A 13,836-nucleotide genomic window follows, 5' to 3' on the forward strand; every position below is an offset into this window, starting at 1 on the left:
TTATGATGTTATTTCATGTTTAAACTGTTTACTTTCTTCTGCGAGCATATAGTTTGTCAACTCTTGTTCTTTTAGATTGATTCCCATTTTTAATAACACTCGTCTAACTAAATTACTTTCCTCACTTACATGCATATCTACATCTTGAAAATCGTCTGCATCAGGGTTAAAAAGCTCTACCCCATTAAAAACTTTATAAGTCCAATTTGGGGGCAAGGGATTTCGTAAATACCAAATATTAATTGGCTCATTAGTCTTAGGTAATAGTTGCAATTGTTGATTATGTTCTAATAGATATACGGGATATTCATCATCAATACAGATATCTGTATATTTTCTAAGTAATAAAAACTGACGGCTATTTACCATTGGCTCTATTTCATTTCCTTGGTAGAAAATTGCGTCTAGATACCTAAGATTATTAGGTAGTATATAAATTGGATTGTCAGGATCGGCAGGCTCAATCTTTCTTTTTGTAAGATAATACTTGATTTTTTCTCTATAACATTCGGGTAAATCAGCAAACCCATTATTTATTAGTCCTCTATTTTTGCGAGTGATAGCTCTATTTAGCTCAAAAAAATACTCTTCGTAAATTTCTATAATAGCATTATATAAAGCTAGATTAAACTCTTGTGGTACTACATTTCCTCTTAATGGATTATTTGAGATAAATAATACAAGTTTATAAATTCTGTTAATCATATAAGAAATTAGGGAGGTTAACAACCCCCCTTACTAATGTAAGAGGGGGTCAGGGAAAAACAAACAACCGAACAGGAACAAATCAGTCATTATATTATCTTTTTTTAGAAACTGTTTTTTTAGTAGTCAAGCTTTTATCTCTTTCACTAGACAAGGCATTTACACGTTTTTGAAGTTCTGCCAATGTTCCCTCGCTTTTAGGTTCAAATAAAAATTCTGCCATTATGGATGAAGGTTTTTGACCCAAAGGAAGTGCTACTATTACCTCTTTATTATCACTCCAAATAATCTGTGTTTTTTGGGTATTCAAAGCAATAATATTTTTACTCAAAGCTAAAGCTATCAGATACTTTGTTGTAGTTTGTGGATCAGCGATAGCTTTCAGAACCTTTTCTGGGTCTTTCTGTGCTTCTTGGTAACATCTAAGTTCTTTTTGAGCAGGTGTCAAGTGCAGGGTAACTTCGTCTTTTCGGCTTAATGATTCTACCAAAGCATCATAGTTATCTAATTTTAATAATTCATCTTTTACCTCATCTTGTTTTTTAATGCTCGCTAAATCTCGTATCGCATCTGCTTCTGGATCATCAAGCTTAAATTTAAGGTTAAAATCAGGATGGGTTTCTAAATAATCTATAAGCAATTTATTTTGGGGATTTACAAGGAAACTACCATCCTCAAACCAGATTTGTTTTGCATTGATCTGAATATTTATATCATAATCATCACGCCAGATAGAATGCCCTCCCTCTACATAGATAATTTCTCTTAGTCCTTTTCCTTCTCTATTTACTAATGACTTAGAACGCAATTGCCAACTTACAGGGGTATAGTTATTTTTTAATATGTATAGTCTTATTTTTCCTATCATTATACGATGTTATTTTAATAAAAGGAGTGAAAAGTTTTTCACTCCTTTATGTTTATGATCTTTTAACTACTACATATTCATTAGCACCGATTACTTGGTTTGTTTGCTCAGAAATATATTGAATTTCCATTTTATCCTCACGAATTTCAGTACCCTGTAATCCAAATATTTTCGTCCTCATATACCTATTTACATCACCTTGTTTACGGTATCTAATACAGATATATGGGCTAGAAGATTTAGCCCCTGTTTCAGTAGTTATTTGCTTTTCACCCGCAGGAATAAATAGTGAAGCAATATTAGTTTGTAAGAAATTTTCACTGCCCATTAATGTAGGATCGTTTAACAATTTCCAATCGGTCAGATGAAAAGTAATACCATTACGTGTAAAAGATTCAAAATCTAGATGTAGTGCTAGTTTTTTGTTGTTCTGAAAAACACCATAATTTGCACCACTATCAGCATATTTGTTAATCTTTCCTAACATATTGCTATACTTAATTCTTTGAGTTTGATCTGCCCAAGAGGTGTACGAGGTACAGTTCCCTTGTCTTCTGATTCGTTTCGTAATCTCATCAAATTCATCAAGAGTTTCTATATAACCATTACCTACATTACCACGATTTTCTACAGTTGATAGGACACCATTCATACCTGCATATCCAGCAGCTTCGGCAGCAGATCCAGTTTCCGCTCTTTTACTAAAAATATGTGTTAATTCCATCTTATTTTGGAACTTGATTCTATTGCGTTCCATTTCGTAAGAAAACCAACGATCTTCCCCTTGTGGGGTTTTTAGCCATGTAGCATGAGCAAGGTCACTTTCCGCAACAGAATAAAACTCTTTTATAATATGAGAATAATTTTTATAGAAAACAGGTTTATGTTCAAAACCTTCTGTAAAACCTGAGTCCGCTTTATTAAACTCACTAGAGAAAATAGAAACGGTGACTGCCCTTGTAAATCCAAAATCTCCCACGGCTCTATTTGCAACTACAAATTCTGTAGAACTGCTTACGGTAGTAATCACACCCTGAGCTTCTATTGTACCATCTGATGCTAAGATAACATCACCTACACGAGCATTTGCCTTTTCTCCTGCATTGGTGGTAAATATATCACCAGATACAGTTACACCTCTTAGAATATTCATTAATCGGTCTTGTTCGGCATGAACAACTTGATCGCTGTTATATGGTTTTTCTGCGCCTACAACTTTACAAAAACCAGTAATCAATCCATTTCCGTATCTTGGGTGTAACCCTAGCATTTTATCAGGTTCAAACTGAGTCGCATAATCATACTCAGAAATGTAGTTGTAAGATGTTCTAATATTTCCCGATGCTTGGTTGGAAACATTAGGTGTTTGTGCTAAATTCATTATGATTTAGATTTGTTCATTAAACTTATATTTAACCGATACTCCATCTGGTTTTTTTGCTCCCACAATTCCGTAACCTTCAGGAACTTTTTGAACTATAGAAGGCATGTTTTTGTTATCAAAATTAATGTTACGTTCCTGTTTAAGTATAGCATCAATACCCGCACTATACGCTTGCTGACTAATACTCTTAATTGCTTTTTCTCTTAATTGTTCATTTGCCCAAAAACCTATACTTTCATTAAAAGATCGATGATTTAATTGTCCTTCTTCATTCAAAAAATTAGGAAGTATATTATCAATACTTTCTGTTACAGATAGCATACTATGTTTATCTTCGTCAGTAGGTATATACTTAAAATCTAATTGTGATTTTTTACCATCTTTAGTATCTATTTCAATAGAAAAATCATAGGCATCAATACTGTTAACAGCTTCTTCTCGCTCACTTAGGTATTCTTTTCGTTGACGGTCATATTCTGATTTATCCATTAACTGACCTGCTACCATTACCTGTTCACTACTTGATTGAGCTTCTTTTGTTTCTTGATTAATTATAGGTTGGCGATATTTTTCTTGTACTTCTTTAAGTGATTTTTTATGCTTATTTGCAAGAATAGATAACTTTAACTTTTCTTTATCTTCGAGATCTTCTAATTCATAGATATCAATTCCTAGATCTTCAGCGAGTAATAAAGATGCTTGGGAATCTGATAATTGTAAACCCTCATTATCTTTCTTTATCTTATCTAGAGCAATTTCAAAATCACTTTTTTCATCGATGTTCTGATTAAGATCAACCCATTCCCTAAAACTACCGCCTGTATCTTTTTTAAATCTAAAAAATGCAGTAGTTTCTTCATCATATTCTGGAGATTTTACAATTTCCTTAGTTAATGAATTATTGTACTCTTCTAAGCTTTTAAAACTAGTATTGTTTTTTTTATTCAGATAAGTAACAAAGGCATCATCTGATAGTTCTTGAGGTTCTTGTTCCGAAGTTTGAAGTTCTTGTTCAGTTCCATTTTTAGAAGTTTCGGTTCTGCTTGGGTCTCCAACACCATCTGTTTGTTCTAGTTCAATTCTTTCTGGTTCTTCATTGATTCCCGATGGTATTATATCATTAGTACTAGGTTCTGTTTTGGTTCTTTGATTTTCAGATGAACCTTCGATAACCTCATTATTTTCTGATTCATTAAAATTATAAGCTACTTTCATTCAATAGATTTTCTTTATTAAGAAGAAAACAAATATAGTATTTATCTATTAAAAAACAAATAATCATACAATTTAGCTATTAGAGAAATAAGGAATAGTATCATTAATACCTTCTCCATTCTCAAAATTAATAGCTGAAGTTTCTTTTTTTCGTTGTTCAATCATTTTGCTTGTATGCGTATCCGACATCTTTTGTCGTGAATCTTTTCTGTCTTCCTTAAATATATTCTCATCAATACGCCCAGACGATTTCAGTTTTTCTATAAATACATCAATCTCATATTCTCGTTCTTTCATGGGTTCGTTCACTTTATTAAGCTCCTTTTGTTTCATTACATCTATGATTGCCAATTGTTTATATTCCATAATACGAACCTCTGATTCTTGTTGCAATGTTTGTCTTTTTGCTTCTTCTGCCTGTTGTGCTGCTTGGGCATTACTTTGAGATTGCGCTTGGATTTCTTCTTGTCTTGCTTGTTTTTCTTCTTCGAGATTCTTTTTTCTTCTATAAGTTAAAAACGTTTCAGCCTGTTTAATATTCATTTTGGCAATACGTTCTGCCTTTACTTTATCATCAACTTTAATACTCCCTTCTTGTAGTGCTATGTTAAGGCTTTCTTTAAATTCTTGTATTTCTGTTTCTGTGGGTAATAGCTGAATAACAAAACCAAACTCATGGACATGTCTATCATCTAAAGACTCTATGACATCAAGATTATGAGTGCCAACAGCATTTTTATAGACTTCTTTAAGTTCTTTACCCCATCTAAATACATCTCCTAAACGGGTTGATATTGTTTCTACTGTTTTTCTCGTTATTTCTAATGAAGCATCAAATATTCCTTGCGTAGCTGTGTTGGATTGGAGTAATTGCATTTTTTGAACTCCGACCAATACATCGCTTGGCTGACTCCCATCCCGAGCTGCGTTTACTCCTGTTAAATCACGAATCATATTATAATAATGAACCCATACACGAGTTAGTTGTTCTAGTTTTCCTGATTGCATTTGTGTCGGTACTCTTAATGCAGGTCTGTCTTTAATTCCTTCTTCACCCATATCGACACGAGTAGAAAGAACAATACCTTTAGAATTATAAAGCGCAATTGCGTCTTCCCATGTCAGTTTTTTACCAGTTTTGCTTTCAAGTTCTGCTAACAAATCAATATCAATCTCTGTTTCATCAGGTCGTATCATTGCTACTAATTGCTGAATTTTTAAATGAATCCGTTGCATTTGTTCAATGGTAGGTTGCATTCGTTCAGACAATGAATGCAAATCATTTTTATATATATCACTTGCAAAAGTGATAAAGGGCGGTAAAGCTCGATTTAAAGAATCACGAGATAAAATTTCACATTCTTTATAATTGTAGATATATTCTGAACCTATAATATAGCTACCTTCATACCAAGTGTCTAATACTTTACTTTCTTTTTTAGAAGTAATAGTTTTAGAAGTTTTATACGTATAGTACAATACAGATACTTTCAAATCTAAAACTTCATTTATTTCTATATGATCAAAATCTGAAATGTCATAAGTAGCATTCCCGTTTAAGGACGAATATGCTTGTGCTATTCTTCTTAATGTCATATCATCAAATCCTGATACTCGTTTGATCTCAGAAATTGTTAGCTTCTCAACTACTCCATGATAGTGACAATCACTAAAATCTGTTCTTTGAGTATAGGAATGGAGATAATTTTCAATGTCTACATATTTTAATACTACACCATTAGTTTTCTCGGTATAACAGCGTACTGAACCTAAAGCATTTTCAACCAAATCACGATCCACCATCGACTTAGTTACTTTCCAATCATTACAGAGTTTTACATATGTAATAAGTTCTTCTTCTGCTATCTCTATTTTTGGTTTATAATCAAGACTCATGTGCATATCCAGTTCTTCGTCATCTTGTGGAATGAAACCTTTTGGAACTAGATCTATACCAAGTGTTTGTTTTGTTTTTTCTAACATACTTTTAGTACGCATATATTTTTGCAACTTCTCCTTATATTTTTTTTTATCTAATGTTGCAATACGATCTATAGCAGAAATATCTGTTCGATATAGATCTTCTCTAATACCATTAGTTACAATATCTATAAACTTACCAGCAATATTCAGAGGAGTCCAGTCAACATTCATAAAATTAAGATCTTCAAGTAATTTCTTATACGTAGAGATATCCTGACGACCTCTAGAATAGAGACGATTGTTTTTAATCTTTGTTCTTCTATTAGCAAAGTTACAATCATTAGAAATGTAACCACCATTAAACCAGTCTTCTCCGATAGCTTTTGCTACTTGTAAACCATATACTTTAGTTTTTTTTACCTCATCAAGTTCTAGAGGATCAGGAAAATAATTTTTCTTTCTTTTTTCTAACATTTACTGTATTAGTTTACTTTGATAACCGGTATTCTGATAGGTAGAAACACGAAGCTTTCTTTTTGTTTTTGTTTTTGTTTGTTTCTTGATGACTTTTTGATTTGCCAAGAGAGAAAGACTAGCACTTATATAAGCATCATATTTTGTTCTATTATCTGGATCAACATCTTTCCAATGAAGTAATGTTCTTGTAAACGGCATTATACCCATAGCACCTTTAGTTCTTGTAGTATCATTTCTTGCTACTCCTACATAATCATTTATGTATGCTTCAATGGCGTAAAATTGCGCATCTGCTACCTTATTTCCCTGAGCAGGGATTCCTCCAAATTCTTTCTCAGTAGGGGATAAATCTTTCCATTGAACATCGGGTCTATTCATACAAAAATGTCTATACCCTCTCTCTAATAAATACCGTAAAAAATTCTCATTAGAAAGCTCTATTAATACTGGCATGGAGTAATACCGCATTACCATAATCATATCTTCAAAAAAGTACTCTACTTTTTCAGGTCGATCAATATATTCTACAATGAATTCATTACTAGGCGCACCTGTAAAATTGAATTTTGTAGAAAGATGAATAGAGCCTTTAGACCCTTCTTTTTTTACAGTTTGACTACGATTGTAAGGATCACAACCAAAAGCACCAATATTTTCTGCTATTGGTGATCTGGCATATACCCCATGATTTGTTTTCCATTCAAATTTATTACGTATTTCTTCTGGGGGATGCCAAGTCAATAAAAACCGCCCTTCTTTAGATGGAGTCCAAAATACTTCTCCATCTTTTACTCCATTTTTCCAATAGAAATTACCGCTTTGAACTGTGCTTTCAGGAAGTTCATGATCGTTATAGTCTAATTGTTCGTAAATTTTTGTTAGATCAAAACGACAATCACCAGATTCATCTCTAAAAGCATGTTCTTCTTTTCTAGGAAACTGTCTCAAAAACTCATTATATTCTTCTGGTTGATCTTCTAAGGCTTCTAGTTCATTATTTAGATAAGTATTAGCTCCAATAGTTTTTAGTTCTCCAAACTCATTTCTAATTGATTTTTCGGGATCATCAACGATACTAAAACCATACTCATCAAAGAACCCTTCAATACAATATTGGGCAGGTATAAATAATTTATATAATCCGCTTTGCGTTTGTTCATTTTTACTACGAATATATGGGTCACTTTGGTAGTACACATTTTTAAACTCTAAACCTCCTTTTTGAAGTGAATTACAAGTGCTACCACACATTGTTTTGCCAATTATTCGTGCTCCGATCCTGTGTGACGTTTTGACAATTGACCAATACTTATCAAATGGAGTTTCTTTAGGGAATTTTCCAACCTCATCAAGTGCGCTACGGAATACACGCTCCCCATCCATAGCATTAAGTACAGTAGAATACCATTTTATTAAAGTATCTAATCCATTGTTTTCTGAAGGGGTTTTATTTGCTGATTTCTTTCGGGTAGGTTCAGATAGAACTAACTCCCTTTTTGGCGTTGTCGTACCATCCCAAATAGGAGTAAAAAAAGGAGGAAGTTTCTTAAACGCTCTAACAAGTCTATTAAACATAGATTTAGCATCTTCTCCAGTTTTAGATATAATCCCACAAAGGCTATTTTCTGTTCGTGTACCACTTTCTATTTGTTCACCAAAACAAAGAGAAGACCATCCGAAACGTCTATTTTTCACGTAACAAATACCATAACAACGTTCATCAGCTTTACAGGCTTCCCAATATATTAGAAGTTCATTCTGAATAACTCTAAATTTAGGATACCCTTCATCCAAAACAACCCAATTATATATAAAATATGATGTCCCTGTGAGGTAAACTATTTCTCCATTAAGATAAACAAAGACACCTTTTTCACGTCTTTCCCATTCTTTTTCAATAAAATTCACAAACCTTTTATCATATTGAGTTTCTTCGTTAAGACCTTCGGGGAGTGTATTACGTTTCCATTTTTGATTATATTTAGGAACATCATAATTAAGAATTTCCGTTTCATCATCAGGAACAGTAGGAAGACCAATAGTGACTCCCTCAATATTTACAATTGTACCTAATGTACCATCTTTACTAATTATCACAAGGTCGTATTCTGAATTATATCCATACGACCATGAGCATACTTTATTACGCTTTTTTATTATTCGTTTAGGAACTATGTCCTCAACTATATTTCCTAAATAATGAATCACTTTTTACTTGCTTTGCGTTTAGTCCAATTCTGAACCTTTTGCTCCGCTTCGTCTGCCTTGTTTTTCCCTGTCAAGTCTTTTTCTAAAGTGTCCACTTGTTTAGATGCCCATACAGCGTCCTCCGCAGCCATTTTTCTAGATGATAAGGCTAACTTTAATTTATCATCCGTAAGCCCTATAATTTCCTTACCAACTATCCCTAGATTGTTTTCTACCATTCCTTTGATTTCCTTTATCAATCGGGGGATAATCCTTCTATAATAAGATTGTTCTAAATACTTATTTTGTTCTTGTTCATCAATATCATTTAGTTCAAACTCCATTCTATCAACTTCCTTACAAGCCCAGATAACATCTTCCGTAGCAATACGTCTACTTTCTAGTGCGCTTTTAATCTTACTATCACTAAGTAATGGATCAATATTTCTACCTACAATTTCCAAATTATTTTCTACCATATCTTTGAGTTGTTCCACTAACTCAGGTAAGGTATCTTTATAATATGAGATTGATTTTTCGCTTGCCAAATCTATTGTATTACCGCCAGAATATCCCGATTATCCATACAATACAAGATCTGTCCATCAACTCTAAACTCGTAATCACTATAAGCAGTAAAAAAGATAGTATCCCCAATATTAACACCTTGTTTTTCAATATCTTTGTTTAAAAAAGTAACTATTCCATATTGTTTTAAATAGCCATGAGTATTACATTCTATTTTTGTATTATAAAAGTTGTCAGGTAATATTAAGTCTCCTATTTTATAATCGGATTTTTTAGCTTTTATTGGCGTTACCATCACATTGATATCATTACATTTCCATATGGATTTATGGTTTTTTCTATACATGATAATTAGACTATTTTCTAATCTATAATAACCTCGTTCCTTATCAAGTAAATAAATACTATCCGCACGTTGTCCTCTATATATTTGAGACATCAATACAGTGTGTACTATTAAAACCTCATCACCAACATCAATATCTGTATCTAAAGCTATAGGAGACGATATTACTTTACCAATTCTGTTCGTATGCCTAGTTTGGTCAAAAAACGGATCAATATAAATTTCTGTATTACCTAGTTTTTGTTTGTGTACTAGTGGCTCTTTTACCTCAATTATAAATTCATGTATTCCCCGCATTTTGTTTTGTAAAAATTAAATTCAACTTTAAATCCTATATGTGTTCGCTATCTTAAAATCAAAAAGATTAAATCATACTGTATCATTATTACTTAGATAATGATAGTATGGATTAGGTGTCTTCTTTAAATTAATAGATTATGGGATAATTACCAGATCAAAAACATAGCCTTTATTTAGATCGTCTATATTAATAATTCTTATTTTCCCATCTGGTTGAATCCAAATAGTAGCTCTTGATGGGTCTGTAGGAGAACCCGTAGCACCTCCTATTGGATAAGCTAATGCATATCTTACTTGTCCAGTAGGTCTAAACCCATCAGGTAAAGTATAGATATTTGTATCATCAATAGTTTTTAAAGGGGTTAATCTTGTAAATCCTCCTTTAAGAGTAACTATTCCTCGTTTTCTGTTATACTGTACTATACCAGTATAATTTTCATTAAGAGTGTTTGATGTTATCCAAGGAACATCGCCATCATGCAATGTAACCGTATTTCCATCTGAAATAGAAATCATTCCTGTTGAACCCGAATAATCCAAATTTTGATTAACTTCATTTTTTATTAAAGACTCGACAAATTCCTTATTCGCTAATGCTTTCTTTCCTGCAAGATTGATTTTATTAATATCTAAAGAAGGGGCGATAATTGTACCATTTTTTAAAATGGTAAACGCATCACTTCTTAAACTCCCCTTAGTACCTTCTCCATTTGCAATATTAAAAATTCTATCAGTCGCTATCCATTTAGTAGGGTTTCCTTTTACGGAACTTCCATATGAGCCTATGTTAATTTCATGTAGAGAGTTTGCGTTAACATTATGTCCAAATGCCATAGAATAACTTCCTTTTGCTTTATTAGAATTACCAAAAGCAAAAGAGTGATCACCTACGGCAATATGATTGCTATTGCTTGTATTCCCAGATGTTCCAAAAACAAAAGAATAATTACCTTCTGCATACACATTCCCTGTTACTCCTTCATGATTTCCAAAAGCAAAAGAAGAAATACCTTTTGCCCATATAGGTTTCGTAGAACTACCTCCAAAAGCAAAAGATCCGTTTCCTTGTGCCCAAGGTCTTTGACCTATTGCCATTGAGTATTTACCAAATGCACCTGCGTATAAAGCTTGTGAATTCCCAAAAGACATATCAATTCCTTTTTCACCAATATCTCCATGAAAATTAGAATTTCTTCCCTTTAAGCGATAACCAATACCCTTTCCTTCGTCTATAGCTTCAAGACCTGTAGAAGAATTAGCAATAATCAAACTACTAAAATCTACGGTAAAAGTAGTATTGTCATTTCTTTTAAAAGTAGCAATCCCCTTTTTGTCTAATATCCCCGATACAAGTCTAGCAAGATTACTATCATCTAAGAGTACCGATAAATCTTCAGAAGAAATAACTTTACCATTACGTAATAATGATAAACTATTTCTTAAAAAACGTAATGAGTATTCAGGAAATTTAACCACCTCTGAGATAGGTATTTCATAAAAATCATCTGGTATTGTCTTTTTTTGATCTTTACCATATATACCTTTGCCAGTTTTAAATATAAAAATCTTTTTCATTAATTTTTGTATAATATTTTTACCTAGGGAATTGAACACGACCTTTATTATCAGTAATAAATCCAATCTTAGTAGATGGATTGTAATAAAAATAACCTCGAAAATCAATAGTAGCATCTTTACCTATACTATCATAAAAAACATAATCACCCTGAGTAGGAAATTTTCCATCCCCCTCAAAATATAATGTTGTAGCTTCAATATCAGCAGTCGTATTGATAAATAATGCTAGAAAATTTTGAGATAGTTTCCTTACTCCTTCAATTTCAAAAAACACCAACTCATCTTCTTTTACAATCAATGACTCAGATCGTGTATTAATCCATTTGGATAACCCTTCTGGAGAATTAGATGATAATTCTGATTCAGATAGAATAACCACTTTTACTTTATTATTTTGATTTAATCCAATTTTTTCTTTAACATACTTTGCAATCGCAGTAGCAGAAAAATTTACTGTTTTCTTTTTATTATCTCCATCACTACCAAAAAACTCATCCTTATCAGTTATTATGTGATCTTTTTTATAATCTTCAACTCTCATTTTACGATGTTAGATTCGGTTAGTATCGTTTCAAATAATTCGGCATTTTTAGCTATGCGAGTAGCTTTATCAGTTCCATTGATAATTCGTCTAGCATTGTAATAATCTTTTGTATTGGGATTGAGGTAATGATGTAATGCTTTTCCTGTAAACATACCTCTTTGCATACCTATAAAAAGAATCCGCACAGCTGTTTTACTTTCTAGTGCTTTTTCTGGAGTATCTTGTAAATTAAACCGTCCATAATTTGTTTCCCCAGTCAATTGCACAAGCCCTCGACCTCTATACAAGTATGCTTCATTAATAGTATCATTGCCTAGCCATCTGCGTACTTTACTATTATGCCAATACTGGTTTACGATATAATTCCATCCACCACGTTCTACTATAGGATAGAAATCATATTTGTATTTTGCGTGTCGAGCTTCATGTAATGCAGTTGCAAAAATATAAGCGAGTTTAGGTATTGCAATATGAAAATATTCTGACCTCTCTAAAATAGCATTAATCGTATAAACAGTTTTATTCATTCTAATCTTCCCGAAATAAGTTCGATACGATTGATAGAATAATTGTCTATCAATTTCATTTACAAAATTATATTTATTCATCCGTTTCATCAGTTATATCTTTTATGACAGTTTGCACATCACGTTTTATAATTAGATTTTTGATATATTCAAAAATGTTATACCCTCGTAATTTTTTGAAGTTTTCCCCAATACTCCAAACCTCAATCAATCCTAATGTTACTATAATTAGCTCAGTACCATTATATCTAAAAATATCAAGAGGGGATTTAAGAAGATAGTTCTCAAAGAAAAAGAAGGCTATAATAACAAGAATATAATCTTTCAGTTTAGACATTGTTTTACGTAGCCCTATGCTTTTTAGATGTTCCCAAGTTTTAGGTTTTAAAATCGAAATTTTGCAATAATTTTCTTTACAATACACTTTAATACCAGTACGGAGATTGATTATCATAATAGATATTAAGCCAAAAATCATTGTTTCATAATCACGACATATTACCAATAATGGAGAAATAAAAAGGAGGAATGCTTTTTTTAGATTAAACCGAGTAAAAAAAACAATGATTGAGTTCATTAATAGTTTTTTGCTATTTATAATTACAAATCTATAGTTTTTATCTATTAAAAACAAATACTATATTTGAGCCATGAAAAACAAGAAGAACCCTAGAAACATAGAGAAAATACATAGCTCTAATGCTGTAACTGTTAAAACAAGGAAAGCACTATTAACTGAAAATATAAGAGTGGAAAACGATAATTCTTGTAAGAAGTATAATCGGAAAATCATTAGAATATCAGAAAATTATAATTTCTTAGAATATTATTTAATAGTAAGAATGTATATGCAGCATAAGCACAATATTGATAATCGACTACTAGAAATACTTTTCTTTTTGTACCCAAAAAAATTGTTCTCATGGTATGATTTTAAAGAATATCCTCTTACATTTAGTTATCGTAGAATCGATACACTTATCAAAAAGGAAATGGTAGAAGTCTTTAGACCAGATACAGCAAGAAGTCGTCAGATATATAGACTAACTCAAAAAGCACAAACCATCGTTCGTCACTTTTATCAATACTTATCTGGTGAAAAAAAAATCCCTACCAATAGACAAAATAACCCTCTTATGGCTAAACAACCAAAAACAACAAGAGAGCAAATGATACAAGAAATGATTATCAAAATGGCTAATTCTAAAGAGCATAGATTTTAGAAAAAGTTAAGGTTAAATGATTTTTTTTAAA

The 13,836-nt window shown here is 32.0% G+C and carries 13 protein-coding genes; 1 reads left to right on the forward strand and 12 read right to left on the reverse strand.

Annotated features, from left to right (window positions below; genetic code table 11):
- From N456_RS12460 to N456_RS12515, 12 genes are all read right to left on the reverse strand, one after another.
- Positions 1 to 705 (reverse strand): hypothetical protein, encoded by a 705-nt coding sequence (locus N456_RS12460; protein ID WP_062057395.1) that lies wholly within the window; start codon positions 703 to 705, stop codon positions 1 to 3.
- 94 nt (positions 706 to 799) lie between these two features.
- Complete coding sequence (locus N456_RS12465; RefSeq protein WP_062057399.1) at positions 800 to 1,573, reverse strand: hypothetical protein; 774 nt, start codon at positions 1,571 to 1,573, stop codon at positions 800 to 802.
- 52 nt (positions 1,574 to 1,625) lie between these two features.
- Complete coding sequence (locus tag N456_RS12470) at positions 1,626 to 2,954, reverse strand: hypothetical protein (protein WP_062057402.1); 1,329 nt, start codon at positions 2,952 to 2,954, stop codon at positions 1,626 to 1,628.
- A gap of 6 nt (positions 2,955 to 2,960) precedes the next feature.
- Entirely contained in the window at positions 2,961 to 4,172 is a 1,212-nt protein-coding gene (locus tag N456_RS12475) for a hypothetical protein (RefSeq protein ID WP_062057405.1), read from the reverse strand.
- Positions 4,173 to 4,244: 72 nt separating this feature from the next.
- Complete coding sequence (locus N456_RS12480) at positions 4,245 to 6,569, reverse strand: hypothetical protein (protein ID WP_062057409.1); 2,325 nt, start codon at positions 6,567 to 6,569, stop codon at positions 4,245 to 4,247.
- Complete coding sequence (locus tag N456_RS12485) at positions 6,570 to 8,780, reverse strand: hypothetical protein (protein ID WP_148639312.1); 2,211 nt, start codon at positions 8,778 to 8,780, stop codon at positions 6,570 to 6,572.
- Positions 8,777 to 9,307: a hypothetical protein gene (locus N456_RS12490; RefSeq protein WP_062057412.1), complete on the reverse strand. Its 531-nt coding sequence runs from the start codon at positions 9,305 to 9,307 to the stop codon at positions 8,777 to 8,779. The genes N456_RS12485 and N456_RS12490 overlap by 4 nt, the downstream gene beginning before the upstream one ends.
- A 2-nt stretch (positions 9,308 to 9,309) precedes the next feature.
- The gene (locus tag N456_RS12495) at positions 9,310 to 9,930 is read right to left on the reverse strand and encodes a hypothetical protein (RefSeq protein WP_062057416.1); all 621 of its coding nucleotides are present in this window, start codon (positions 9,928 to 9,930) and stop codon (positions 9,310 to 9,312) included.
- Between the two features lie 138 nt (positions 9,931 to 10,068).
- The gene (locus tag N456_RS12500; RefSeq protein WP_062057419.1) at positions 10,069 to 11,508 is read right to left on the reverse strand and encodes a hypothetical protein; all 1,440 of its coding nucleotides are present in this window, start codon (positions 11,506 to 11,508) and stop codon (positions 10,069 to 10,071) included.
- A gap of 19 nt (positions 11,509 to 11,527) precedes the next feature.
- The gene (locus N456_RS12505; protein ID WP_062057422.1) at positions 11,528 to 12,052 is read right to left on the reverse strand and encodes a hypothetical protein; all 525 of its coding nucleotides are present in this window, start codon (positions 12,050 to 12,052) and stop codon (positions 11,528 to 11,530) included.
- The gene (locus N456_RS12510) at positions 12,049 to 12,663 is read right to left on the reverse strand and encodes a hypothetical protein (RefSeq protein WP_062057425.1); all 615 of its coding nucleotides are present in this window, start codon (positions 12,661 to 12,663) and stop codon (positions 12,049 to 12,051) included. The genes N456_RS12505 and N456_RS12510 overlap by 4 nt, the downstream gene beginning before the upstream one ends.
- Complete coding sequence (locus N456_RS12515; protein ID WP_062057428.1) at positions 12,656 to 13,159, reverse strand: hypothetical protein; 504 nt, start codon at positions 13,157 to 13,159, stop codon at positions 12,656 to 12,658. The genes N456_RS12510 and N456_RS12515 overlap by 8 nt, the downstream gene beginning before the upstream one ends.
- 73 nt (positions 13,160 to 13,232) lie before the next feature.
- Between N456_RS12515 and N456_RS12520 the strand changes: the two genes are divergently transcribed.
- Positions 13,233 to 13,805: a hypothetical protein gene (locus N456_RS12520; protein WP_062057431.1), complete on the forward strand. Its 573-nt coding sequence runs from the start codon at positions 13,233 to 13,235 to the stop codon at positions 13,803 to 13,805.
- Positions 13,806 to 13,836: the final 31 nt, after the last annotated feature.

The sequence above is a fragment of the Aquimarina longa SW024 genome, from assembly GCF_001401755.1.
GTDB classification, from domain to species: domain Bacteria; phylum Bacteroidota; class Bacteroidia; order Flavobacteriales; family Flavobacteriaceae; genus Aquimarina; species Aquimarina longa.

Excerpts from the sequence above, each read along its gene's own strand:
- N456_RS12475 (WP_062057405.1), bottom strand. The coding sequence starts at position 4,172 with ATGAAAGTAGCTTATAATTTTAATGAATCAGAAAATAATGAGGTTATC.
- N456_RS12495 (WP_062057416.1), bottom strand. The coding sequence starts at position 9,930 with ATGCGGGGAATACATGAATTTATAATTGAGGTAAAAGAGCCACTAGTA.
- N456_RS12500 (WP_062057419.1), bottom strand. The coding sequence starts at position 11,508 with ATGAAAAAGATTTTTATATTTAAAACTGGCAAAGGTATATATGGTAAA.
- N456_RS12460 (WP_062057395.1), bottom strand. The coding sequence starts at position 705 with ATGATTAACAGAATTTATAAACTTGTATTATTTATCTCAAATAATCCA.
- N456_RS12515 (WP_062057428.1), bottom strand. The coding sequence starts at position 13,159 with ATGAACTCAATCATTGTTTTTTTTACTCGGTTTAATCTAAAAAAAGCA.
- N456_RS12520 (WP_062057431.1), top strand. The coding sequence starts at position 13,233 with ATGAAAAACAAGAAGAACCCTAGAAACATAGAGAAAATACATAGCTCT.
- N456_RS12510 (WP_062057425.1), bottom strand. The coding sequence starts at position 12,663 with ATGAATAAATATAATTTTGTAAATGAAATTGATAGACAATTATTCTAT.
- N456_RS12480 (WP_062057409.1), bottom strand. The coding sequence starts at position 6,569 with ATGTTAGAAAAAAGAAAGAAAAATTATTTTCCTGATCCTCTAGAACTT.
- N456_RS12465 (WP_062057399.1), bottom strand. The coding sequence starts at position 1,573 with ATGATAGGAAAAATAAGACTATACATATTAAAAAATAACTATACCCCT.
- N456_RS12505 (WP_062057422.1), bottom strand. The coding sequence starts at position 12,052 with ATGAGAGTTGAAGATTATAAAAAAGATCACATAATAACTGATAAGGAT.
- N456_RS12470 (WP_062057402.1), bottom strand. The coding sequence starts at position 2,954 with ATGAATTTAGCACAAACACCTAATGTTTCCAACCAAGCATCGGGAAAT.